The 22,100-nt window shown below is 40.8% G+C and carries 24 protein-coding genes; 2 read left to right on the top strand and 22 right to left on the bottom strand.

Features of this window, described 5'->3' with window-relative positions; translation table 11 throughout:
* Positions 1-85: 85 nt before the first annotated feature.
* From JM64_RS07310 to JM64_RS07415, 22 genes are all read right to left on the bottom strand, one after another.
* Positions 86-1,210 carry an ABC transporter substrate-binding protein gene (locus JM64_RS07310; protein WP_064012578.1) on the bottom strand — a complete coding sequence of 375 codons (1,125 nt, stop codon included), beginning with the start codon at positions 1,208-1,210 and terminating at the stop codon, positions 86-88.
* A 34-nt stretch (positions 1,211-1,244) separates the two neighbouring features.
* Entirely contained in the window at positions 1,245-2,357 is a 1,113-nt protein-coding gene (locus JM64_RS07315) for an ABC transporter substrate-binding protein (protein WP_231882324.1), read from the bottom strand.
* Between the two features lie 283 nt (positions 2,358-2,640).
* Positions 2,641-3,126: a ferritin-like domain-containing protein gene (locus JM64_RS07320; RefSeq protein ID WP_064012081.1), complete on the bottom strand. Its 486-nt coding sequence runs from the start codon at positions 3,124-3,126 to the stop codon at positions 2,641-2,643.
* A gap of 43 nt (positions 3,127-3,169) precedes the next feature.
* On the bottom strand, positions 3,170-5,044 hold the full coding sequence (locus JM64_RS07325; RefSeq protein ID WP_064012082.1) for an FAD-dependent oxidoreductase: 1,875 nt from the start codon (positions 5,042-5,044) through the stop codon (positions 3,170-3,172).
* 15 nt (positions 5,045-5,059) lie between these two features.
* The gene (locus tag JM64_RS07330) at positions 5,060-6,163 is read right to left on the bottom strand and encodes an NADH-quinone oxidoreductase subunit D (RefSeq protein ID WP_064012083.1); all 1,104 of its coding nucleotides are present in this window, start codon (positions 6,161-6,163) and stop codon (positions 5,060-5,062) included.
* Complete coding sequence (locus JM64_RS07335) at positions 6,156-6,719, bottom strand: NADH-quinone oxidoreductase subunit C (RefSeq protein WP_064012084.1); 564 nt, start codon at positions 6,717-6,719, stop codon at positions 6,156-6,158. Before JM64_RS07335 ends, JM64_RS07330 begins: the two co-directional genes overlap by 8 nt.
* Positions 6,700-7,236, bottom strand: a complete 537-nt coding sequence (locus tag JM64_RS07340; protein WP_064012580.1) for a NuoB/complex I 20 kDa subunit family protein — start codon at positions 7,234-7,236, stop codon at positions 6,700-6,702. The genes JM64_RS07335 and JM64_RS07340 overlap by 20 nt, the downstream gene beginning before the upstream one ends.
* Before the next feature lie 38 nt (positions 7,237-7,274).
* Positions 7,275-8,174, bottom strand: a complete 900-nt coding sequence (locus JM64_RS07345; RefSeq protein WP_064012085.1) for a respiratory chain complex I subunit 1 family protein — start codon at positions 8,172-8,174, stop codon at positions 7,275-7,277.
* Positions 8,175-8,177: 3 nt separating this feature from the next.
* The gene (locus JM64_RS07350; RefSeq protein ID WP_064012086.1) at positions 8,178-10,001 is read right to left on the bottom strand and encodes a proton-conducting transporter transmembrane domain-containing protein; all 1,824 of its coding nucleotides are present in this window, start codon (positions 9,999-10,001) and stop codon (positions 8,178-8,180) included.
* 2 nt (positions 10,002-10,003) lie between these two features.
* Positions 10,004-11,380, bottom strand: coding sequence for a complex I subunit 5 family protein (locus JM64_RS07355; RefSeq protein WP_064012087.1), 1,377 nt, complete (start codon positions 11,378-11,380; stop codon positions 10,004-10,006).
* Positions 11,377-11,721 carry a sodium:proton antiporter gene (locus JM64_RS07360; RefSeq protein ID WP_064012088.1) on the bottom strand — a complete coding sequence of 115 codons (345 nt, stop codon included), beginning with the start codon at positions 11,719-11,721 and terminating at the stop codon, positions 11,377-11,379. Before JM64_RS07360 ends, JM64_RS07355 begins: the two co-directional genes overlap by 4 nt.
* Positions 11,718-12,446 carry a hydrogen gas-evolving membrane-bound hydrogenase subunit E gene (gene mbhE, locus JM64_RS07365; RefSeq protein WP_064012089.1) on the bottom strand — a complete coding sequence of 243 codons (729 nt, stop codon included), beginning with the start codon at positions 12,444-12,446 and terminating at the stop codon, positions 11,718-11,720. The genes JM64_RS07360 and mbhE overlap by 4 nt, the downstream gene beginning before the upstream one ends.
* A complete protein-coding gene (locus JM64_RS07370; protein WP_082868348.1) occupies positions 12,443-12,724 on the bottom strand; it encodes a hydrogenase subunit MbhD domain-containing protein in 282 nt (93 codons plus the stop codon). The genes mbhE and JM64_RS07370 overlap by 4 nt, the downstream gene beginning before the upstream one ends.
* A complete protein-coding gene (gene mnhG, locus JM64_RS07375) occupies positions 12,717-13,088 on the bottom strand; it encodes a monovalent cation/H(+) antiporter subunit G (RefSeq protein WP_064012090.1) in 372 nt (123 codons plus the stop codon). Before mnhG ends, JM64_RS07370 begins: the two co-directional genes overlap by 8 nt.
* Positions 13,085-13,402 carry a cation:proton antiporter gene (locus JM64_RS07380; protein WP_082868349.1) on the bottom strand — a complete coding sequence of 106 codons (318 nt, stop codon included), beginning with the start codon at positions 13,400-13,402 and terminating at the stop codon, positions 13,085-13,087. The genes mnhG and JM64_RS07380 overlap by 4 nt, the downstream gene beginning before the upstream one ends.
* The gene (locus JM64_RS07385; RefSeq protein WP_082868350.1) at positions 13,399-13,878 is read right to left on the bottom strand and encodes a Na+/H+ antiporter subunit E; all 480 of its coding nucleotides are present in this window, start codon (positions 13,876-13,878) and stop codon (positions 13,399-13,401) included. Before JM64_RS07385 ends, JM64_RS07380 begins: the two co-directional genes overlap by 4 nt.
* 371 nt (positions 13,879-14,249) lie before the next feature.
* Positions 14,250-14,828 (bottom strand): pyridoxal 5'-phosphate synthase glutaminase subunit PdxT, encoded by a 579-nt coding sequence (gene pdxT / locus JM64_RS07390; RefSeq protein ID WP_064012092.1) that lies wholly within the window; start codon positions 14,826-14,828, stop codon positions 14,250-14,252.
* Between the two features lie 3 nt (positions 14,829-14,831).
* Positions 14,832-15,707 carry a pyridoxal 5'-phosphate synthase lyase subunit PdxS gene (pdxS, locus tag JM64_RS07395; RefSeq protein WP_014452498.1) on the bottom strand — a complete coding sequence of 292 codons (876 nt, stop codon included), beginning with the start codon at positions 15,705-15,707 and terminating at the stop codon, positions 14,832-14,834.
* 75 nt (positions 15,708-15,782) lie between these two features.
* A complete protein-coding gene (locus JM64_RS07400; protein ID WP_064012093.1) occupies positions 15,783-17,447 on the bottom strand; it encodes an acyl-CoA mutase large subunit family protein in 1,665 nt (554 codons plus the stop codon).
* A 73-nt stretch (positions 17,448-17,520) separates the two neighbouring features.
* On the bottom strand, positions 17,521-17,820 hold the full coding sequence (locus JM64_RS07405; protein ID WP_064012094.1) for a hypothetical protein: 300 nt from the start codon (positions 17,818-17,820) through the stop codon (positions 17,521-17,523).
* Positions 17,821-17,841: 21 nt separating this feature from the next.
* Complete coding sequence (gene folK / locus JM64_RS07410) at positions 17,842-18,684, bottom strand: 2-amino-4-hydroxy-6-hydroxymethyldihydropteridine diphosphokinase (protein ID WP_064012095.1); 843 nt, start codon at positions 18,682-18,684, stop codon at positions 17,842-17,844.
* Positions 18,681-20,057 (bottom strand): pyruvate carboxylase subunit B, encoded by a 1,377-nt coding sequence (locus JM64_RS07415; RefSeq protein WP_064012583.1) that lies wholly within the window; start codon positions 20,055-20,057, stop codon positions 18,681-18,683. The genes folK and JM64_RS07415 overlap by 4 nt, the downstream gene beginning before the upstream one ends.
* Before the next feature lie 209 nt (positions 20,058-20,266).
* Here JM64_RS07415 and JM64_RS07420 point away from each other — a divergent pair, with 209 nt between their 5' ends.
* Positions 20,267-20,812 carry a hypothetical protein gene (locus tag JM64_RS07420; RefSeq protein ID WP_064012096.1) on the top strand — a complete coding sequence of 182 codons (546 nt, stop codon included), beginning with the start codon at positions 20,267-20,269 and terminating at the stop codon, positions 20,810-20,812.
* Between the two features lie 5 nt (positions 20,813-20,817).
* Positions 20,818-22,089 (top strand): nucleotidyltransferase, encoded by a 1,272-nt coding sequence (locus tag JM64_RS07425; RefSeq protein WP_064012097.1) that lies wholly within the window; start codon positions 20,818-20,820, stop codon positions 22,087-22,089.
* Positions 22,090-22,100 lie beyond the last annotated feature (11 nt).

Genomic DNA, 22,100 nt, shown 5'->3' on the forward strand with positions numbered 1-22,100 from the left:
TGTAAATCTTTGAACCTGAAGCATTGGTTATTTAAAACGTGGGAATGGCAGAAAGCCATTCCCACGCAACAAGCTGATGATAGTATTACTCACCTTTAATAACTGTCACAAACTCGAATTTTCCATTCTTGATGGTTTTAATGACGGCATCTTTTATTGCGTCGCGATTTTGGTCAAATCTTATTCTTCCGGAAACACCTATAAAGTCTGTTGTAAGTAATGCTCTTCTGATTTTTTCCGGATCGTCTGACCCAGCCCTTTTTATAGCGGCTACCAATACCATGTAAGCATCGTAAGCAAGAGCAGGTAAGTAACCTGGGTCTTCGTTGTATTTCTTTCTGTATTTTTCCACAAACGGTTTTGTTTTGTCTGAAAGTTCCGCTTTAACATCGAACATAGTACTGTAGTATGCTCCTTCAACGGCGCTCCCACCAATTTCAATCAACTGTGGTAAATCCCACGTGTCTCCACCAAGTAGAGGTTGTTTGAGTCCGAGTTCTCGAGCTTGCTTAGCGATAAGTGCGGCATCACCAACTATGCCAGCAGGTATGAATATAACATCAGGGTTCGCTTTTTTAATCGCTGTTAACTGTGCTGTGAAGTCTTGGTCTCCGCCTTGGTAGGCGATGTAAACTTTGACAGATTTTGGGTCACCTGTGAGTTTTACAAAAGCGTCTCGGAAGTAGTATGCAAGACCAACTGAATAGTCATTTGAAACGTCGTAGATTACTGCCGCTGTCTTTGCTTTCAAGTGTTGAACTGCAAACTTTGCCATCACTGTTCCTTGGAAAGGATCAATGAAACATACTCTGAATACGAAAGGTTTATCCTTTGTCACAAGTGGGTTTGTATTCGACGGTGCAATGTATACTACCTTATTCTTGTTGGCAATTTCCGCACCGGGAATGCCAAGTGCACTTGAGTATGTGCCTATTATAGCAGATACTTTGAACTGCTCTATCAACCTTGTAACAACGTTTGCGGCCTCTATCTTGTCGCTTTTGTTATCGAGAACAACTAATTTGATGGGTCTGCCTAGAACACTAGGAACTTCTTCGTAAGCCATTTCTATGCCTCGTAGTCCTAGTTGCCCACCCATTGCATAGTTTCCCGTGAGTGGTTGCGTGACACCGATAACTATTTCATTAGCTGCAAAAATAGCAGAGAAGATTAATAAGATTCCCAGAATAGTAAATAAACGCTTTAACATACGCATCACTCCTTCCCTCTAATAAAGCTAACAATTATGGTTTAACGATACTTACGAGTTTGAATTTCCCATTTTCAATTTTCTTTACTATTGCATCCTTAATAGCATCACCGTTTTCGTCAAAGGTGATTGAACCAGTCGCACCTTGGAAGTTCTTGGTTTGTGCAAGAGCGTTCTTTATATCTTCAGGTTTCGCCGATTTCGCCCTATTTATCGCGTCAATAATTACAAGGTAAGCATCGAAACCAAGAGCGGCAAATGCGCTTGGTTCTTCATTGTATTTCTTCCTATAAGCCTCTACGAATTTCTTTGTCATCTCAGTTGTCATAGCCTTTTCGTCGAAATGTGTGCTGAAATAGGCACCCTCAACGGCATTACCGCCAACTTCTATGATTTCTGGTACTTCCCAAGTGTCTCCACCAAGGAATATCGACTTTATTCCCATTTCGCGAGCTTGTTTCATAATAAGAGCCGCATCTCCGTATGAACCTGCTGGGATGAAAAGAACATCTGGGTTTTTGGATTTTGCAAGAGTGAGTTGAGCAGTGAAATCTTGGTCACCACCTTGGTATGAAGCTACTCCAACCACTGATTTAGAGTTCTTTGTGAACTCTATAAACGCATTTCTGAAATAATGCGCTAACCCTACTGAGTAGTCGGATGAGATATCCTGTATAATGAAAGCAGTCTTGGCACCAAGGGTTTCAACTGCGAACTTTGCCATGACTCTTCCCTGGAACGGATCGATGAAACATACCCTAAAAACATACTCTTTGTCCTTTGTCACCAGTGGATTTGTTGGTGAACATCCGACCATTGGAACTTTCATCTTATTTGCTACTTCACTACCTGGGATTGCCAGCGAGCTACCGTAACTACCAATGATGGCACTCACGTTATAAACTTGAATCAGTCTTGTGACTGCGTTAGCAGCTTCAACCTTGTCGGTCTTGTTGTCAAGCACTATTAGTTCAACCTTCTGGTTTAGAACAGTCCGGTACATTTCGTTAGCGAGTCTGATGCCTTTCAATGTGAGCTGACCGCCTGCAGCAAAAGCACCAGTAAGTGGTTCAAAGACACCTATCCTAATTGCCGAAAGCGCGACGACCGCAAGAAGCATCAGTGAAACCAACAAAATCTTCCTCACAACTATCCCTCCCTTTCAAGAGTTGAGAAACCAACAAGCAGTTCTTAGAAGCCCGATATATGCTTTACTAAGCTTGATGTAACAATTTTCTGTTCTTTTGTCACATTATACAAAAAAGAGTTAAAATTTTGAAAGCTTAAAACGGTCATTAAAAGCATATTTAAGGACAAATGTTACTGAATATTTGCATAATCTCAATAGGTTCTCATGTTTTCAACCTGATGTATAAAAAACCGGGGACATTTCGTCCCCGGCTAATTGTTCAATGCTATTGTTTTGTCTATTAGAAAGGATAAAATCCAAGCTCAAGATTGTTTCTTTCAATTATTGCTTTGATTTGTTCCTCGATTATCTTTTTGTGTCCTTCTTCCCAGTCCCTCAAGATTGTCAAAATGCTCTTCACTTTCTCGTTTGTCTCTTTCTCAGCTGCCTTACCGTAAAATTCCATGAAGTCTTTTTCAATCAAGTAAGCCATTCTTAAAACAGAAAGGTCTGCGATGTCATCTTCTGGTGATGTTTCTGAAATTTTCTGCCCTTCGTATCGTGATTTGAAATAGCTTGCGCTTTGACTGGGGATTTCGGGTATTTCTCTACCTTCTTCAAGAGATTTCATAAGGTTTCGGATGAATTCAGTGTGTTCTTTTTCCATTTGTGCAAGGTATTCAAAAATCTCAGCGACAGATTTGTTTTTAACTTCCTGCTTTTTCGATGTGTAGAATTTGTAGCCCTCGATTTCGAATTGTTCCGCTAATTTAAGAACATCGTACATGTAGTTCACCTCCTAAAATAAGGATAAGATGTGATTATCTTTTTTATTTTTGTTCCCTCAGATACTGGTCAATACCCCTTGCTGCCCAATATCCGTCCGCAACACCATGGATTATATCTGGTCCATTAACTATGTCTCCACCAGCGAACAACCATGGAATTTGAGTCTGCCTAAGGTTGTTTGTCAGTATCCTTGGACCAACAAATTGGAGCTTGGATTTCCATTCCTCTGGTAGATATGAATAATCCGGTGCTTGACCAATAGCTTCAATTATCATATCACCATCGTAGTACTGGACTGTCGATTCGTCAAATTTTGGGTTAAACCTTCTGTTTTCATCGAATACTTCGACACATTTGACACATTCAATACCTTTGATGTTATCTTTGTCGTCAAAGACTACCCTTCGTGGACCCCAACCCGGGCAGATTTTGACGCCTTCCTCAATAGCTTCTTCGATTTCTTCCATGTCAGCAGGCATTTCGTCGTGTGTTCTTTCAAGACAAGTGACAGTTACGTTTACCTCTCCGTATTTCATCTTTTGTAACCTTGCCATGCTCCTTGCAATATCCATTGCAACATTTCCACCACCAATGACTACGACACGTTTTGGTATTTTCGGCTCAGGACCTTCACCACGTAGGTAATCTCTGATAGCTCTTAGCAGTGGCAGAGCTTGGACAACATCTGGATGGTCCGAACCTGGTATCTTCGTTGACCTACCGAGTGTCAAACCTGTTGCCAAAAAGATTGCGTCGTATTTGTTTTTCAATTCATCAAAAGTGATGTCTTTCCCGACAGCGACACCTGTGAAAATCCTTACACCAAGTGATTCGATGAATGCGATGTCTCTATCAAGAGCCTCATCTGGAAGCCTGTATCTAGGGATACCGTATCTCATTACACCACCAGGACGGTTAAGCGCTTCGTAAATATCAACCTCGTAGCCCATCGTCGCTAAAAAGTAAGCTGCAGACAATCCAGCAGGTCCACTACCTACGATAGCAACCTTTTTGGGTTGTTTCTTGACATCGAAGGTCACAATCTCATGCCATTTCTCAGCCGGAACACTATCTGTTATGTATCTCTTCAGCCATCTAATGGCGATTGGTTCTCCCCTGTGACTAATTGCACAGACTTCTTCACAGCGATGCGTACAGACTCTGCCACAGACACCGGAAAGTGGGTTCGCACCAAAATTGTTTTGGTCCTCCACGCCCTTAAGGAGCCATTTTAGTGCGTCTTGCAAATTATCTTTCCAGATAGCCTTTATGTATTGTGGAATTTGCATGTGCTCAGGACACCTGTCAACACATATACCGCATTCTACACATCTTGCCGCTTCCGCTATAGCTTGTTCTTTGCTATATGCTTTTACAAATTCGACAAAGGAATTTACGCGTTCTTCTGCTGATAACATTTCCGGCATTACTCTGTCAAGGTCGAGAAGTTCACTATTCTCATCCCTGGTCCAGCCAATTTTGATTTCCTCTGGGTTTTTCTTGAGCAACCCCTTTTCAGTTGGTGCAAAGTAGAAATCTTCGGGGTTAGGAGAAACGAAGATGTATTCCCTGGTCATTTTCAGCGAACCTGTTGTACAAATGTCAACACACATCGCACAGAAACTGCAGCGTCCGTAGTCTATAGTTGGTCTCTGCGGTTTCATACCGTATTCTTGTTTCATATCCGGTACTTCGACCATCGTTATTGCGTCTGTCGGACATATCTTCGCACAGGTCCCACAACCAATGCATTTTTCCCAATCGTTCACATGGAAGCCCCTGTATCTTGGTGCTGCTTCTCTCTGTTCTTTCGGAACACGGATGGTAACCGGTTTTTCGAAAAGGTTCTTCCAAGCAATCAAGGGCGCGAAGAAACTTTTCTTTGGGGTTTCTGTTCTATTTTCTTTTATTTCCATCATTGGCACCTCCCATTACCTATCAATTTCTGGTGCACAAACGCCCATTGTATCAAGCCAGATAGGTACATCGTCTATCCTTGTTCCAGGTAGTAGATGTTCAACGCCATACAAGCCTTGCGGATAGGAAGCGCCTCTGACTGCCACTCTGTAAGGTGTCTCCCCACCGTTGGATACGACAAGATAGCCATATTCTCCACGCGTAGATTCAACACGCGCATATGCCATTCCTTTCGGAACCCTAATTCTTAAACCGTTTCCATCACCGATTTTTGTGTTCACAGGACCAGATGGCATCTTCTCAAGTGCTTGCCTGATTATCCTGATACTCTGCCTTATTTCCTTTGGTTTTAGGCTTATTCTTGCTAGTGCGTCACCTTCTGTAGCAGTCGGGATTTCGAATTCTACCTTGTCATAGAATAAGTAGGGGTCAATCTTTCTGATGTCGTATGGAACTCCGGTTGCCCTCAGGCCTATACCTGTTACGCCAAGTTTCAAACAGGTTTCTGTATCTATCTTTGCAATACCTTTGAGCCTTGTATGGAGTATTCTATTTTTAAGGATGAACGTTTCGTATTCTGGCATTCTTTGTTCCAAGTAATCCATGAGTTTCATAATCTTTTCCTCAAGTTTTGGTGGTAAATCTTTTCTTACCCCACCAGGTATGATGTACATATGGTAAACCCTTGCTCCTGTCAATTCTTCAAAGATGTCAAGTACTTTGTCCCTATCAGCAACGCTCCAAAACATACTTGTATACATTCCTAAAGGTCCTCCGATACCTCCAAAGGACCATAGATGGTTTGCAATTCGTGCAAGTTCAAGAACTATCATCCTTATCCATTGTGCCCTCTCAGGTACTTCCACTTTGGCTATCTTTTCAATTGCCATTGCATAACAAGCTTCATTTATATCAGGCTCAGGCACACATATTCTTGGTATCAATGCAAGATTCTGATACCAAAGTCTTCTTTCCATCAATTTCTCAAACCCACGGTGTAAAAAACCTGGTAGTGGTCTTGCCTTAACAACGATATCTCCTTCGACGTACATGTGAACACTGAAGTTACCGTGCATTCCAGGGTGATTTGGACCAAAGAACAGTTTGACCTCACCCATTTATATCACCCCTCGTATTTTCCAAATCTGCTCTTATTATCTTTGCTTCATGTATGGCATCTTTCTCGTATTCTCTGTCAGGGAAGTGTTCCTTAGAATATTTCAATGGGTCGAAATCTTTCCTCAATGGTGGTAAATCGTTCCAGAGTTCAAGAATGAGCGGTAGCTTGCATCTTTCGTTTCCTTCAAACTCTACACCAAAGAATTCATGGACATCGCGTTCATAATACTCAGCCGTTGGCCACATATCTTTCACAGTATAGAACACAGGTTTGTCTCTATCGATAAACGTCGAGACAAGGAAGGTCACACCGTTGGACCAATTAAAGAGTATGTAGACAAGTTCAAACTTTTTCTCTTCAATCCAGTCAACGCAAGTAAGAATTGACAAGTGTGAATAACCTGATTCTTTTAGAAAAGCAAGCAGAGGAATAGCCTTGTCTTTTTCTGCTATAAGTTTGTATTGCCTTTCTGCAATGTCTTCGACTTTGACATTGAAAAGTTCTTTAGCCTTCCCAAGTACTTCAGTAACAGGTTTATTCGTGGAATTCGTCATGGACAATCACCTCGCCGAGGCTTCTAATTTGATTTTGCTTGTACCATTCGTAATTTTCTTTGTAGCGCTTCCAACCGTTAGCCTCACCTTTTCTAATCATTTCCATCAGGGTATTAAAAGCATTCAATATTGCCTCTGGTCTTGGCATACAGCCAGCGATGTAAAGGTCAACAGGTATATAATAGTCGAGTCTGTTGATTGTGGAGTAGGAATCATAGTAAATTCCTCCGTTTATGGTGCAAGAGCCAAAACCGATAACATATTTTGGGTCAGCCATTTTTTCGTATGTATATATAACCCTTCTTAATGTCTTTGCGCTAAGGTATCCGGTTATAAGGAATATATCAGCTTGCCTTGGGGTTGCCATAGGTCCCATTCCAAGACGTTCCATATCGAATCGTGAAGTCATTGATGGTGGTAGTTCTACCGCACCACACCCGGTACAGTAATGCAACATCCACATTGACCTACTTCTTAGTTGGTCAGCAATCTTTTCCCACACACTTCTTTCGTCTATCTGAGCCATCTATTTCACCTCCGCATTATCCATTTTTCTTAAAATACCCAACCATTTACAACGAAGAACGCTTGCACGAAAGCAAGTAATATCGGAACCGTCCAGTAGAACGCAACTGCTTGTTCTATTCTGAACCTTGGTAAAACTGCTGAAACCATTACTGCAAATATCCAAACTAAGAAATATTTGAGCAAGAACACAAAATATGTTCCTCCGCCAAGGAAGAAGTTTACAAAAAGGCTTATTTCGATGAATTCCATAAAGGTGTTCATGAGGATCAGTAATCCCATATATTTCGCAGAAAGTTCAACCATGGGACCAGATGCAATTTCGGCTGGTGCAATAGGTGCTTCAAATGGCTCTTTACCGAGCATACCCTGGAGCGAAATGAGAGCAACAAGCGCACCTATTGGGAATTTAACTATATTCCATTGACCAGACTGTGCTTGCGCCATTATTATGTTGGAAATGTTCCCCGTTTTGTGATAGAACAATAATGTGGTTATCACTATCAGATATGGTACTTCGTAGCCAAGCATAAGGGTTAAGGCCCTAGCAACACCTATAGATGCCCAAGGGTTTCCAGTTCCAACCATACCCATTGCCATACCAAGCGCGCCGACTGTGAAAAGGTATGCGATAACGAAGAAATTATCAAGACCTGGGAATGCAACAAGATTACCAAGAGGCACGAACGAAAGCGTTGCAATTACTCCTCCGAGTGCCATAAGCACACCGAAGTCGAAAATCCAACCGTGCGTCCAACCATGTTTTGTTAATGTTTTGAAAACATCAATGAAATTCTGATACCAAGGTGGACCGTATCTTTTTTGGATACGTGCGGTTATCTTTCTACCTAGTCCTTCAAATGTTAATCCAAAGAAGAATGCAGTCAATAAAACAGCGGTCACTCTTCCAACAGTTGCCAATGTCGTCATCGCTTACCACCTCACCCACATGATTAACGCAAGAACTATTGCTGCCCAGAAGATGTAAGCCGAAGCTGTTCTGCGAGCTAAATAGTCGACAAATTTCCCGAAGGCTTTCAGGGCGTTCACAATGGATAAGTACCAGTCTTCGAACGATGGATGACCTTCATATTCTCTTTCAAGGAAAGCATAGAACTTAGTTGCATAGTGGTAAAGGTCATAATTATGCAGGAATTCTCCTGATGTGTACTGGTCCTCCAAAGGTATCTTCTTTCCCTTTGGCATGAGCATATAAATAACTGCTGCGATTGTAAAACCAACTGCGAACATGACAAAGACTATCCATGTGTCCCAATAGCCCATGCTTGTTTTTAACACGGTGCCTTCGAATTCAAATGGTTTCATGCCGAATTCTTTTTGGACATTGGTAATCCATACGAGCACTTGCTGCGGAAATACACCCCAAAGAACTGTTAATGCAACAAGGATTATCATTGGAATTTGCATAATTATAGGTACTTCTTTAACTTCTTTGTGTTTGCTCTTTAGCTGACCAAGGAAGACACCAGCAAGTGGTCTGAAGACATAGAGGAATGAACCGATACTTCCTATGAACACAAACATTTCTGTAACGAACATGCCTTTTGATACGAGAGCCTGGAAAATCATCCACTTTGAGATAAATCCACTTGTCGGTGGAATTCCAGCTAGCGAGATAATGCCAACAAGGTATGTGACAAATGTTACAGGCATTCTATGAATAAGTCCACCCATTTCGTCAATCTTTGTCGTTCCCGTTCTGTAAACAACCGCTGCGAATGAAAGGAATATCATCGTTGCGGCAAGCGCGTGATTGATTACATGGAACAAACCACCTGCGTAACCAACCTGGTGAAGCATAGCCAAACCTATAAGTATATAGCCACCGTTTGCAACAGTAGAGTATGCTATCAACATTTTCATATCGTTTTGCTTTATTGCCATCAACGTTCCAACAAGGATGGAGATATTACCAAGCCATATAAGTATGTAGGAAAGGATATTTACTCCGTTGTAGAACTCTGAAAACATGTTTGCTATTGGAAAAACACTCAAAATTAGCGCGATTAAGTAAGACCCCATCTTCACAAGTTGACCAGAAAGGACTGCACTGAACGTATCTGGCGCGTTGCCATGGACGTTTCTGAGCCACACGTGGAGTGGGAATATACCGCTTTTTGCTATACCTGCCGCAAGCAACAGTAGAACGACAGCCCATCTAAATCCAGTCGAAGCGTTTTGAATATGTTGAGCGATTTCGAATATATCAAATGTTCCATATCTTTCGTAGAGCATGAAGACACCGTATAGGAACAGATAAGTACCTATCGAGCTTATGACTACGTACCAAATTGTCGCTTTTCTTGACTCTTCTTTCCCCATAGGAACTATAAAGAGAGATGCAAGAACAGCAATTTCCCAGAATATGTAAAGCACTATTAAATGAGCAGAGAAGAACACACCAAGTGTACCGAGCAATGTTAATATAGAAAGTGCATTGAACGCTGCTGGACGTTTCGCTTTTGAAATCCACGAAATGTTGAAAAAGCCATAACATGCAAATACTATCAGGGTGACAATTGAAAGGTATTTAGATAGTGCTGTGAATTTTAGAACACCTTCAAAACCGAATAGTGACTCTGTCACTCCTGTCGGCATTCCCCAAAGAGCGTAAAGTCCGAAAATGGATAATGCAAAAAGCACAATAGGTCCCAGATGCTTATTTATCTTCGACAGGAAGTAACCGATAAGCGTTCCTACTGCAAGATAGATTATAAGACTTTGCAGACTTTGCATTATCACATACCCCCTTTCAGTATCGTGTCGAAGTATGTTTTGAAATCAAAGATGTGAGATGCTATCTTGTCTGTGTAGGCAGTGATTAAATCTGGCATAAAACCTGCTATAACGAGTGCGAGAGCAAATAACAAAACAACGACTTGCGCTCCGAATGGAAGTTCCATTTCTTCATTTTCGCTATCGTCATCGACATACCAGAGGTCAACGTTCCATTTAATTAAGTATCCTGCTTCAATAACTGTTGCAACAAGTAGTATGGCCGGGAGTATGTAATCCCCTGCCTCAAAAAGCGCAGTGAGTAAGTTAATCTTAGCCCAAAAACCAGCAGTTAGCGGGAATCCAATGAGTGATATTGAAGCAAGCGAGAACGCAATACCTGCAACTGAATTGTTTTTGAAACCTTTGTGGTTGAGGTAACCATAAATTGTAAAAAGAATGAACATGGAGATTGCTTCGTTGAAAAGGTATAGATAAGCTGCGGATGCAATTTTTTCTACTCCAAGTGCACCGGAAGAGAGCGCTGCCATAACCGTACTTGCTCCTGCAATCGATGCGTATGCAACGGTCCTGCCCAATGTTTTTTGTTTCATTGCTGCAAGCTGAGCAAATACTATCGATATCAGCGAGAGTACATAGACCGGCATGGACTTGACAGGTTCCAAAATATTAAAGAATATCCTAGAGAACAAGTAAAAGATAGCAACTGTTACCGCACTGCCAAGAGCAACGGGTGTAACTGTTGAACCGTTAGAATAAACATCAGGAGCCCAAAGTCCCAGTGGTAGTATCTTTAACTCAACAAGGAGGGCTATAACAATCAAAATACCTGCAACTTGAACATATTCTGGTGAAGCGATGAAACCTGCATATGCCATATTGAGTGTCCCAGCATAGACATACATCGAAACAACACCTATAAGGTAAAGTATCCCGGCAACAGAACCGAAGATAAGGTATTTAAACGCAGCGTAAGAATTCTTGTTCTGAGACGCCAACACATAAGCAACTGCTGCGATGATTTCAAGGAAGACGAACGAGTTGAAGAAATCGCCTGTTAAGAGCAAGCCATTCAACGCAGCCGTTAAAACAAGCAAAAGTACGCCAAGTTTGTCTTCATACGTTGCTGAGATGGAGAGTGCTAATAACATTAAGTTAACAAAAATAAGGAACGGATAGCTAACATTATCAAGTACAAGAACAATACCGTACGCCGCTGGCCATTTGCCTATTTCTGTAACCTGACCTGGATGAACAAAACCAAGCAAAAGCACTAGGTTGAAAAGTGCAACGAATGGGAGAATATATCTACTCAGTTTTGGAAATGCAACAGTTGCAAACCCAAATGCAAGAGGAACAGCAACGAGCAACGCTATCATTCTATCACTTCCTTTGCTGCACGAATTTCATCAGCGTCAACTGAGCCATGCTCTTCGTGTATGTGTACCAATAGCATAGCAGCAACTGCCAATGTTCCAACGCTTATAACAATTGCTGTGAGAACGAGAGCTTGTGGGAGCGGGTCAACGAAATTAGCTAAGGGAGTTACAGAAGAATAGATAGGCGCTTCCGCACCGTGTAAATACCCAAGTGACACGATGAAGATGTTTACTGCAGTGTCTATTATTGTTAACGAGACAAGTTGTTTAAACAGATTTTTCTGGGAGACTATTCCATACAAGCCGATACCGAAGAGAATAAAGGCAATGTAGTATATCATGCTTTATCCCCCTCCCTCATATCAGATACAAGACTCGACAACTCGGCTCCAACTTTGAAACCAATAAGCGAGTAGACAATAGGCACTACACCTGCACTAAAGAGATTTCCGATAGTTCCTGTTGGGAGGAAGTTTGCGAGGAAAACACCAACAACTGCCATACCAATAAGCCCAACGAGCACATAGCCAGAACCAGCGATTTGTTCTGTGTGTTTTGCAACATCTGTGACTTTAAACTCGTTTTTGGCAAGCATTAATAACAAAACACCTAAAGCGATAACAGTACCTCCTGGGAATCCGCCACCTGGAGTAAGGTGACCGTGGATGAATATATAAGCACCAAAGAGTAGTATCAGAGGGAAAATTATACCCGTTGCGACGGATAAGACCTTGTGTTCTTCGAATTCAATTCTTCGCTTTTTGATATTTGCGAGAATTCCTACTCCAAGTGCCGCTGCAAAGAGGACTGTAACTTCTCCAAGCGTGTCGAATGAACGGTAATTCACAACGATAGATGTAACAACATTTGCACTGCCATCTTCTAACCCTTTGGATTTTTTATACTCAACAGGTTGGTAGCTTGTTGTCGTTGATTTGCTGATGTAGTCGAATGATACCCTTCTGTACATATCGATGTTTCCAAATTTCGGTAGCGTTGGAAAGTAAGTTCCTAAAAAGAAGTAAAGAAATACAACACTTATAAGTACTGCCCAAATTCTTCTCATTTCTTTTCACCTGCCTTCATTCTGAAAAGGGCGAAAATCATAACGGCGCTCGCGAGACCAGAGCCCACGGCAGCTTCAGTAATAGCAACATCTGGAGCTTTCAAGACAATGAAAAGCAAAACCGAAAGAAGACTTACAGCTGAAAGAGCAAGAACCGAATCAAAGATTCTCCTTGCTTCGACTGCAAATATCGAGAAAACAACCATAAGCCCACCTACTAGGTAAAATATCCAGTCGATAAGTTCAAGATTGGTAAAGAATTCTACGAGTTTACTCATGATTCTCACCACCGTTTCTTTGACTTTCTTGATTTGTAAGTATCGGAGCAATTTCATCAACTGTTGTTTCTTTACAGACAGGTACTTTGTTTTTGTATGCAGCTCTAATCATAACGGAAGAGGCAACCGGGTTTGTGAGCGCCACAAAAACAATCAGCAACAAAGATTTACCAAGGAAAGATGGGTTTAGTATTCCAACTCCAAGCACAACTGAGAATGTACCGAGTGTTGTTGCTTTCGTTGATGCTTGCAATTTAGTGTAGAAATCAGGCATTCTCAAAAGACCGAGCCCAGCGTAAAAATAGAAAAGTGCACCGAGCCCTGTCAATGTGTAGCCTATTATTTGCTGGGTTAATTCTGTCATTTCGCATCACCATCCATAGATTTTGTTTCAGCACAATTGCTGGGTGTGTTCGCTTGATTTTCCAAATACCTTGCGAAGACTATGGTTTCTATGAACCCAAGCAATCCGTAGAGTATTGCGATATCCATGTACATATTGTTCTTAAACATATATGCCAAAAGTGAAATGAGCCCAATTATCATTACATTCATCATGTCAATTGCCATAAGTCTATCGAAACTCGTTGGTCCTATAAGAAACCGCAAAAGTGAGAAGAAAACTCCAAGACCTGTAAGACCGAAGACGATAAGATCGATTAAGAGGCTTCCACTCATTCGTACACCCCCTTCAGTATGCGTTCAAACCTTCCATAGAACTCTTTCTTAGACTCCTCATCGGTTCCCTTAACATCAATCCAGTGAACATAGAGTTCATCATCTTTAATATCAACAGTAATCGTTCCAGGAGTGAGCGTTATAGAATTCGCGAGCGTCAGCTTTGCAACATCGCCCTTTAAACCTGTTTTAATTCGAACAAAGCCGGGTTTCACCCTTACTTTAGGTTCAACAACCCTTGAAGCTACGTCAAGGTTTGCTTTCAACATCTCCCAAACAAAGACCGGAACGTAAATGAAAAGAAATTTGAACAACCCAGGAATAAACTTCCCGTTGAGCTTGATGTTGTAGTACTTTTTGAATATCAATGAGACAACAAACGAGACGATGAGACCTACAATGATTTCCTGAGGGTCAATCGTCCAGGTGAGAATCAACCAAGTGAAAAATGTCACAATAAAAACTGAAAAACTCACAAACATCCCTCCCACTCAGGATTAAGATATTTTTCACAAGATACCCAAAAACGAAAAATGAGACTTTTAAGTAGTTTTATAGTCTTTCTTTGTGAAATGAAATTAGACAACAATACTCTAATTTTCAGGCATATTTTAACCGCGTATTTTAAAAGTGTCAAATACGAAAATTAGATAAAAAGTGTCCAAAATGTTAGATATCTATCTCATTCTCTGGTTTTTGTTGTTAGGGTTTTTGATTTCAAATTGTGAATAATTTTCAAGCGTATTATACCAAATTTCTTTTTTTAAACAAAATTGAGAAGGTGGAACTTTAATTTAAAGAACAAAAAACGCCGCCGTGTGGCGGCGTCTTAATGATTTTAGAATTGTCATTTTTTACTGTATTGTTTTACCATCTCGACGAAATATTCATGTATGCGTGTGTCATCTGTCAATTCTGGATGGAAAGATGTAACGAGCACGTTGTTCTGTCTTAGCATGATAGGATGGTTATCAAGGAATGCGAGAGTTTCTACCCCTTCTCCCCAAGCTTCGACACGTGGCGCACGGATGAAAATAGCTTTGAAAGGTCTGTCAAATCCTTTGATTTCTACGTATTCTTCAAAGCTGTCGACTTGTCTTCCATATGCATTCCTGCGCACCTTTATGTCTATAACCCCCAACGACTCTTGCGGGTAATTCTCAATTTCTTTTGCAAGAACGATAAGTCCTGCACAAGTTCCGTAAACTGGAAATCCATTGAGAATTTTTTCCTTTAGCGCGTCAAATAAGCCTATGCGTTTCATTATTCGAATCATTGTTGTTGATTCACCACCGGGAATAATTAGTCCATCGACTTTCTCCAAGTCTTCCGGTGTTCTGACAACGTGGGTTCCTATTCCGAGCTTCTCTATCATCCATTTGTGTTCTCTGAAATCACCTTGTATACCAGAAACTCCGATTACCATTTTTCACCAACCTCTCTCTTGCAATCTTACTTCGAGTGTTTCGATTTCCAAGCCCTCCATTGGTTCTCCGATATCTTCAGAAATCTTCAAAAGCATTTCCGGGTCGTTCCAGTATGTAACTGCCATAACGATAGCCTTTGCCATTTTCATTGGGTCTTTTGATTTGAATATACCGCTTCCTACGAAGACACCATCTGCTCCAAGCATCATCATAAGTGCAGCATCTGCTGGTGTTGCAATGCCACCTGCTGCGAAGTTGACAACGGGAAGTCTACCAAGTTCTTTTACTTGTTGAACAAGTTCAACAGGAGCGCCTATTTCTTTTGCATAAGTAACTATTTCTTCATATGGCATGTTTTGAACTTTTCTGATTTCAGCCATAACTGTTCTCATGTGTTTGACAGCTTCAACAACATTTCCTGTTCCTGCCTCACCTTTTGTTCTTATCATTGCGGCACCTTCTGCGATTCTTCTCAGTGCTTCCCCAAGGTTTCTTGCACCACAAACGAACGGAACTTTGAATTCGTGTTTGTTTATGTGGTATTTGTCATCGGCTGGTGTGAGGACTTCCGATTCATCAATAAAGTCTACACCAAGGGCTTCAAGAATTCTGGCTTCTGCAATGTGCCCGATTCTGACTTTTGCCATAACTGGTATAGAAACAGCCTCCATGATTTCCTTAATCTTTGCAATACTAGCCATCCTCGCAACTCCACCAGCTTTTCTTATATCTGCTGGCACTCTCTCAAGTGCCATAACGGCAACAGCACCTGCTTCTTCTGCAATCTTAGCTTGCTCTGCTGTGGTAACGTCCATAATAACGCCACCTTTAAACATTTCAGCAAAACCTTTCTTGATTTCCCATGTTCCCTTTTCCATATATATCAATCCTCCCTTCAAATATATTAAACTACCTTTGTCAACATTTTCAAGACCACCAACTTTTGAAGGCAGCTAGATTATCACTGTTTCTGTGTATTCACCAAAAACTTCTCGCAGAGCATTACTGATTTCTCCAACCGTTGCGTAAGCTTTGACCGCCTCAAGCACGTACGGGAAGAGGTTCTCATCTGTAGCGGCAACTTCTTTGATTTTGTTAAGTAACTTTTTCACTTTTTCGTTGTCTCTTCGTTCTTTGAGTTTCTTTAACCTTTCTTTTTGTTTCTTTTCAAGCTCGGGGTCTACTTTAAGAATTTGTGTTTGTTTCAAGTCTTCTTCTATCTGGAACTTGTTAACTCCCACGATTATTTCCTCGCCCTTTTCAACAGCAAGCTGGTGTTTGTACGCACTTTCGTGAATCTCTTTTTGCACGTATCCTGACTCTATCGCTTTTACCATACCGCCCATTTGGTCTATTTTTTCTATGTATTCCATCGCACGTTTTTCAATTTCGTTCGTCATCGCTTCCACTACATAGGAACCGCCCAATGGGTCTATTGTGTCAGCAACGCCAGATTCATATGCAATTATCTGTTGAGTTCTAAGTGCGATTCTTGCAGATTCTTCCGTAGGTAGACCGAGCGCTTCATCGTAGCTGTTGGTATGCAATGATTGAGTTCCACCAAGCACGGCCGCAAGCGCTTGAATTGTTACACGGATGATATTGTTAAGCGGTTGTTGGGCAGTTAATGTGGAACCTCCTGTTTGTGTGTGGAATCGGAGTTTCATTGCCTCTGGGTCTGTGACACCGAATCTGTTCTTCATTATCTTTGCCCACAATCGTCTTGCTGCGCGGAATTTTGCGATTTCTTCTAAGAAGTTGTTGTGTGCTGCAAAGAAGAACGAAAGCCTCTTACCAAAGACGTTTGGATCAAGTCCTTTTTTTATCGCAGCTTCAACGTATGCAATACCATCGGCGAGAGTGAATGCAACTTCTTGAACAGCTGTAGAACCTGCTTCTCTAATATGGTAACCGCTGATACTGATAGGATTCCACTTTGGCATATACTTTGAGCAGTATTCAAAAATGTCTGTGATAAGTCTCATAGAAGGTTCGGGTGGATATATGTACGTTCCACGTGCGATGTATTCTTTAAGTATATCGTTTTGAATTGTTCCACTGAGTTTGTCTTGTGATACGCCTTGTTTTTCAGCTACGGCAATGTACATGGCAAGCAGAATCATGGCAGTGCTGTTGATGGTCATTGACGTGCTGACTTGGTCGAGGGGTATGCCGTCAAAGAGTATTTCCATATCTTCAAGAGAATCTATCGCGACTCCAACCCTTCCAACTTCTCCTTCCGCCATTGGGTCATCTGAGTCATATCCTATTTGTGTTGGGAGGTCGAAAGCAACTGAAAGTCCTGTTTGCCCTTGTTGTAAAAGGTATTTATATCTTTTGTTCGATTCTTCTGCGGTTCCAAAACCTGCGTATTGGCGCATTGTCCAGAATCTTGCGCGGTACATTGTGGGCTGGACACCACGTGTATATGGATAATCTCCGGGAAATCCGAGGTCTTCTACGTAATCCAGGTCCTGAATATCCTCTGGCGTGTAAACACGCTTGATTTCGTAGCCTGATGTGGACATGAACGGAGATTTTCTTTCAGGGACTTTAGCTATCGACTTTGCAACAACCTCTTCGTATTTTGCTTTTGCCTTTTGGTATCTTTCGTCCATTTGTGTTCTCCCCCTTCACTTAAAATAACTGAATATTATCCTTTTATTTCGCCTTTGTACCTTTATTCAATATTTAACCACGTCGGTCTATTTCTTGACCCTTGTCTTCTGTTTGAATGTAAGACTGGACCATCTTTTTCCCTGTTTCTGTTTTTAACGCTATATTCTTAAATTCCTTCATTTTTTCTCCAAGTACTCTCATACGGAGCTGGTCGCGTTCATAGATTTCCCTTAGCTCATTTTCCGTAAGTTTTGGAAGCAGCTTTTCACGCTCATCGAGCAAGGTATTCAATTTTTCGTAATCTTCATTTTCAATAGCTTCGTCGATTTCCTTTTCGATAGCTAATATATCACGTTCTGTTTGATTTTCCATAGTGAATCACTCCAAATTGTCTTAAAATTCCCAACTGTTTAATGGGTGCATGTTATTATTTAAACTTTTGCTTTTTAACTCATCAAATATCTCACTCATAGTTTTCAAAGAAATGGGGTGGACAAAATCAGGCGCTATTTCAAGCATTGGTTTTACGAAGAATATCCTGTTTTCAAAATCATAGTGCGGAACGGTTAAATTTTCATTTTTGAGAACTAAGTTTCCATAAAACAGGATGTCTAAATCAATAACCCTCGGTCCCCACTTTTCAATGCGTATCCTTCCCATTTCCTTTTCTATTCTAAGCAGTTCTTCCAAAAGTGCGTTTGGTGTTAAGTTAGTGTCTATTTCTACTACACAGTTCAAAAATGTTGGTTGGTCTGTCTTTCCATACGGTTCGGTTTCTATTATATTCGAAACTGATACTATCTTTGAAATCTCTGTAAGTTTTTCAAGAGCTTTTTGTATATTCTCTTCTCGCTTCCCAAGGTTCGTCCCTATACCAATAAATACCTTTCCTTCTATCTTCTCGAGCAATACAGTGGCATATGCAAACGAATCGTGCGAAAGCGATGCGTAAACAAAGTTGTAAATACCATTTTTCGAAGGTTTGTATTTATGAAGCATTAAAAACACACTGCCGTCTCTTCTGTTAAGAAATGAAATGTCTTGAAAAGAATTACCAGATATACCAGTGTAGAGAGCCTTAAAATAACTTTCTTTCAATGCAAATCTACCAGCTATGTATTCTTTCGTTATCTTTCCATCCTTGTTTTCCCTTTCTTCTTCGGTTAGAATTCGTTTTTCGAGCCTTTCATCAACACGAGAGATATCAACAATGTCGTTTCCCAAACCAACTATCAAACTGGATAGCCTCCTTCGTATTCATTTACAAGCGACCAGTCGACGCGTATTTTTTCATCATACCGTTTTTTTAGATACTGCCTACCAACTTCTCCCAAAATTGCGTAGATGAGCAAATCCTCGTCTGTTTCAGCTAAAAGACCTATCTCTTTTTTTCTTTTTTCTAACTCTGGCTCAATGTAATCAGCCGGTCTTCCTTCTATAGGTTTTTCATCCCCCAGTATTTTCTTTACAAGTTCGGGGTCAATGGGTGCAGGTGGTCTTCCGTACAACCCACGCACATAATCTTTGACTTCTCTTGTTACTTTCAAGTAGCGTTCACCTGTTAAAACGTTTAAAACAGCTTGAACGCCAACTATTTGACTAGTTGGAGTGACCAATGGGGGATATCCTAAATCCTTTCTTACACGTGGAATTTCCTCAAGAACAGCGTCAAGTTTATTGAGCATCTTTTGTTCTGCAAGTTGCTTGACAAGGTTTGAATACATACCGCCTGGGACCTGTGAGGTTATTATCCTGTGGTCTATAGTATACATCTTTACGTCGTATTCTTCGTATTTCTTCCTTACTTCAGTTAGATACTTTACAATCTTATCGACTCTTTTCCAATCTATCTCCGGAAGCGGTTTATATTCTGACCAAGCATAGTAGATGGGTTCAAAAGCGGGTTGGCTTGTCGTCATTCCGAATGGTGAAAATGCTGTGTCAAGAATGTCCGCACCTGCTTCGATTGCTGCAAGATAAGCAAGTTCTCCAAGCCCTGCTGTCGCATGCGAATGGACTTCGATTGGCAAATCAAACTTTTGTTTTAACTTTCTAACTAATTCGCCAGCAACTTTTGGTGTTAATAATCCTGCCATGTCTTTGATGCATATCGAATGAACTCCACGTTCGACAAGTTGTTTAGCGTAGTCTAAGTAATATTCAATGGTATGGACAGGGCTAACAGTGTAAGATATGGCTCCTTGAACATGTGCGCCACATTTTAGAGCAACCTCTATGCTTTTTTCTAAATTCCTGATGTCGTTAAGTGCATCGAATATCCTAATTATCTGTATACCATTTTCAATCGCTTTTTTGACAAATAGTTCTACAACATCGTCGGCGTAGTGTCTGTATCCGACAAGATTTTGACCACGCAGAAGCATCTGTGCTTTTGCATTTTTCAGTTTTGAGCTTATGAGTCTTAAACGTTCCCATGGGTCCTCATTTAGATACCTGACGCAAACGTCAAACGTTGCACCACCCCATACTTCCAATGCTTGAAAACCCAAACTGTCCACTTCATCTATTATTCCTAATATGTCTTTTGTTCGAATTCGGGTAGCTATTAAAGATTGATGACCATCACGAAAAGTCGTATCTGTAAACATGTTCAAGATTGCCAACGAAATCACCTCTTTTTTTTGAAAAGCTCTGTCAAAAATAATTATAACACCTTATTCGGAAGTATAAAGTCATATGTTGCTAAGCAAACAAAAGAAAAGAAAAGCTCCGACTATGTTTGTTTAAATAGACCTAATTGTAAAAATCTGGTATAATTTAAAACGAAATGAGCGTGAGTTAGAAGGAGGTCGTTAAAATGAGCCAGGAGAATTTTAGTACGAATGTTCAAGGGGAGCGTCACTCAAGATATTCTGGAAGTGTTCGATTTTTCAGTAAAGAGCGATCGAAACTACCGAAATGGGAGTTTTACTTAATAATCCTTGTGGGATTCATAACTTTTGTCTTTGGATTTATATCCACAGCCGTTTATTTTGCTGTTATGTACGTTTCACCAATTGTATCGAACCTCACAGGGTTCACGTTCTTAGGTTCGAGGTTTTTACTTTTCACACTAGCGATGATAACGTTAAGTGGGTTTTTTTTGGCAGTTTATCCTTATTCAAGAGCCGTTGATGGAAATTCTTCTTTATTTATAATCCTCTCGTTTATAGCTTCCGGTATTGCGTTAGGCGTTCAGGTCTACAAACTGGCATTTAATGGACCGACGTGGATAGGATTGGATTTGCTTGGCGAACATGGAAATACTGCTGAAATGATGTACCTGGGCGCTGTGTATTTTGTGTATAATTTGATACTCTTTGTTTTGATATACACGATTATGAAAAGGGAGTTTGAGGAGTAAGGAATATGAAAGTGCTTGGAATTGTTGTAGAGTATAACCCGTTTCACTACGGTCATCTGCATCATTTGAAAGAATCGATAAAGCTTGTCAACCCAGATTATGTGATTGCCGTTATGAGTGGCAACTTCTGCCAACGTGGGGAACCCGCGATTGTGAATAAATACGCGCGTGCTAAGATAGCTTTACTAAACGGTGTAGACCTTGTTTTAGAACTACCAACTGTTTATGCGATTCAAGATGCCGGAGGATTCGCGCTAGGTTCCGTTGGCATACTCCACAAGACTGGGGTTGTTACAGATATCGTTTTTGGAAGCGAAAGCGGAGATATAGAGTTTTTAAAGAAAGTCGCTCATATACTCGTTAACCAAACACCCGAATTTCAAACGGAGTTCAAAAAGCAACTGAAGATGGGCTTTTCTTATCCAAACGCACGAAAATATGCCCTTATGGGGATTTTGAGCGAGGAAGTGGCAAAACTTTCCAAGTCCAACGATATCCTAGGAGTTGAATACGTAAAAGCTTTGATGAAATTCAATAGTTCAATAGAACCACACATTATAAAGAGAATAGGTGCAGACGACAATGACCCAGAGTTCAAAGGAAAGTTGTCATCAGCAACGGCTATTAGAAAAGTCATTAGAGCAGGGCAGTTTGAGACGGCAAAAGATGCAATTCCTCCTACGACCTATGAAATACTAAAAGAAGAGTTTAGCAAAGGTAGAGGACCTATCTTTTGGGAATATCTGGAATTTGTGATTGCTATGTTTAGAAAGATGAAAAGGGAAGATTTTGAGAAGATATACAGTTTCAACGAGGGGCTTGACCTTAGATTTTGGGAAGCTGCAAGGCAAACAGGTGATTTGCAACAGTTTGTAGAATTAGTAAAAGCCAAAAGGTTCACATATTCAAGAATTAGACGCGCCATCTTGCATGTGTTATTTGATTTAGAAAAAGAAAAGATGGAAAAATCTAACGTATCGGGTCCACAGTATTTGAGAATCTTGGGATTTAACAACAAAGGAAGAGAATTGCTCAAGGAGATAAAGAAAAAATCAGAAATACCTTTAATTGCCACGGCATCACTTTACAAACAGATTTTGGAAGAGGTTGAAAAACAAAGAGATGAAGGAAAACGAGAGTGGAAAGTGGACCGTGAGTTATACTTGTGGCAATTTGAAAAGGATATCCTTGCTAGCGATATATACGCATTCCTTTACCCTGATAAGTCAGTTCGCTCAGCGGGTATGGATTTCGAGCAACAACCAATAATGATGTGAACTGTAAATAA

This window comes from Fervidobacterium pennivorans (genome assembly GCF_001644665.1).
Taxonomy (GTDB): Bacteria; Thermotogota; Thermotogae; order Thermotogales; family Fervidobacteriaceae; genus Fervidobacterium; species Fervidobacterium ngatamarikiense.

Bases quoted from the DNA above. Each gene is read 5' to 3' on its own strand.
- pdxS (WP_014452498.1), bottom strand. From the start codon at position 15,707: ATGGAAAAGGGAACATGGGAAATCAAGAAAGGTTTTGCTGAAATGTTT.
- JM64_RS07400 (WP_064012093.1), bottom strand. From the start codon at position 17,447: ATGGACGAAAGATACCAAAAGGCAAAAGCAAAATACGAAGAGGTTGTT.
- JM64_RS07370 (WP_082868348.1), bottom strand. From the start codon at position 12,724: ATGAGTAAACTCGTAGAATTCTTTACCAATCTTGAACTTATCGACTGG.
- JM64_RS07425 (WP_064012097.1), top strand. From the start codon at position 20,818: ATGAAAGTGCTTGGAATTGTTGTAGAGTATAACCCGTTTCACTACGGT.
- pdxT (WP_064012092.1), bottom strand. From the start codon at position 14,828: ATGGTAATCGGAGTTTCTGGTATACAAGGTGATTTCAGAGAACACAAA.
- JM64_RS07345 (WP_064012085.1), bottom strand. From the start codon at position 8,174: ATGACGACATTGGCAACTGTTGGAAGAGTGACCGCTGTTTTATTGACT.
- JM64_RS07420 (WP_064012096.1), top strand. From the start codon at position 20,267: ATGAGCCAGGAGAATTTTAGTACGAATGTTCAAGGGGAGCGTCACTCA.
- JM64_RS07380 (WP_082868349.1), bottom strand. From the start codon at position 13,402: ATGAGTGGAAGCCTCTTAATCGATCTTATCGTCTTCGGTCTTACAGGT.
- mnhG (WP_064012090.1), bottom strand. From the start codon at position 13,088: ATGACAGAATTAACCCAGCAAATAATAGGCTACACATTGACAGGGCTC.
- JM64_RS07320 (WP_064012081.1), bottom strand. From the start codon at position 3,126: ATGTACGATGTTCTTAAATTAGCGGAACAATTCGAAATCGAGGGCTAC.
- JM64_RS07335 (WP_064012084.1), bottom strand. From the start codon at position 6,719: ATGACGAATTCCACGAATAAACCTGTTACTGAAGTACTTGGGAAGGCT.
- JM64_RS07415 (WP_064012583.1), bottom strand. From the start codon at position 20,057: ATGTTTACAGATACGACTTTTCGTGATGGTCATCAATCTTTAATAGCT.
- JM64_RS07330 (WP_064012083.1), bottom strand. From the start codon at position 6,163: ATGGGTGAGGTCAAACTGTTCTTTGGTCCAAATCACCCTGGAATGCAC.
- JM64_RS07360 (WP_064012088.1), bottom strand. From the start codon at position 11,721: ATGATATACTACATTGCCTTTATTCTCTTCGGTATCGGCTTGTATGGA.
- JM64_RS07310 (WP_064012578.1), bottom strand. From the start codon at position 1,210: ATGTTAAAGCGTTTATTTACTATTCTGGGAATCTTATTAATCTTCTCT.
- JM64_RS07325 (WP_064012082.1), bottom strand. From the start codon at position 5,044: ATGGAAATAAAAGAAAATAGAACAGAAACCCCAAAGAAAAGTTTCTTC.
- JM64_RS07350 (WP_064012086.1), bottom strand. From the start codon at position 10,001: ATGCAAAGTCTGCAAAGTCTTATAATCTATCTTGCAGTAGGAACGCTT.
- mbhE (WP_064012089.1), bottom strand. From the start codon at position 12,446: ATGAGAAGAATTTGGGCAGTACTTATAAGTGTTGTATTTCTTTACTTC.
- JM64_RS07355 (WP_064012087.1), bottom strand. From the start codon at position 11,380: ATGATAGCGTTGCTCGTTGCTGTTCCTCTTGCATTTGGGTTTGCAACT.
- JM64_RS07405 (WP_064012094.1), bottom strand. From the start codon at position 17,820: ATGGAAAATCAAACAGAACGTGATATATTAGCTATCGAAAAGGAAATC.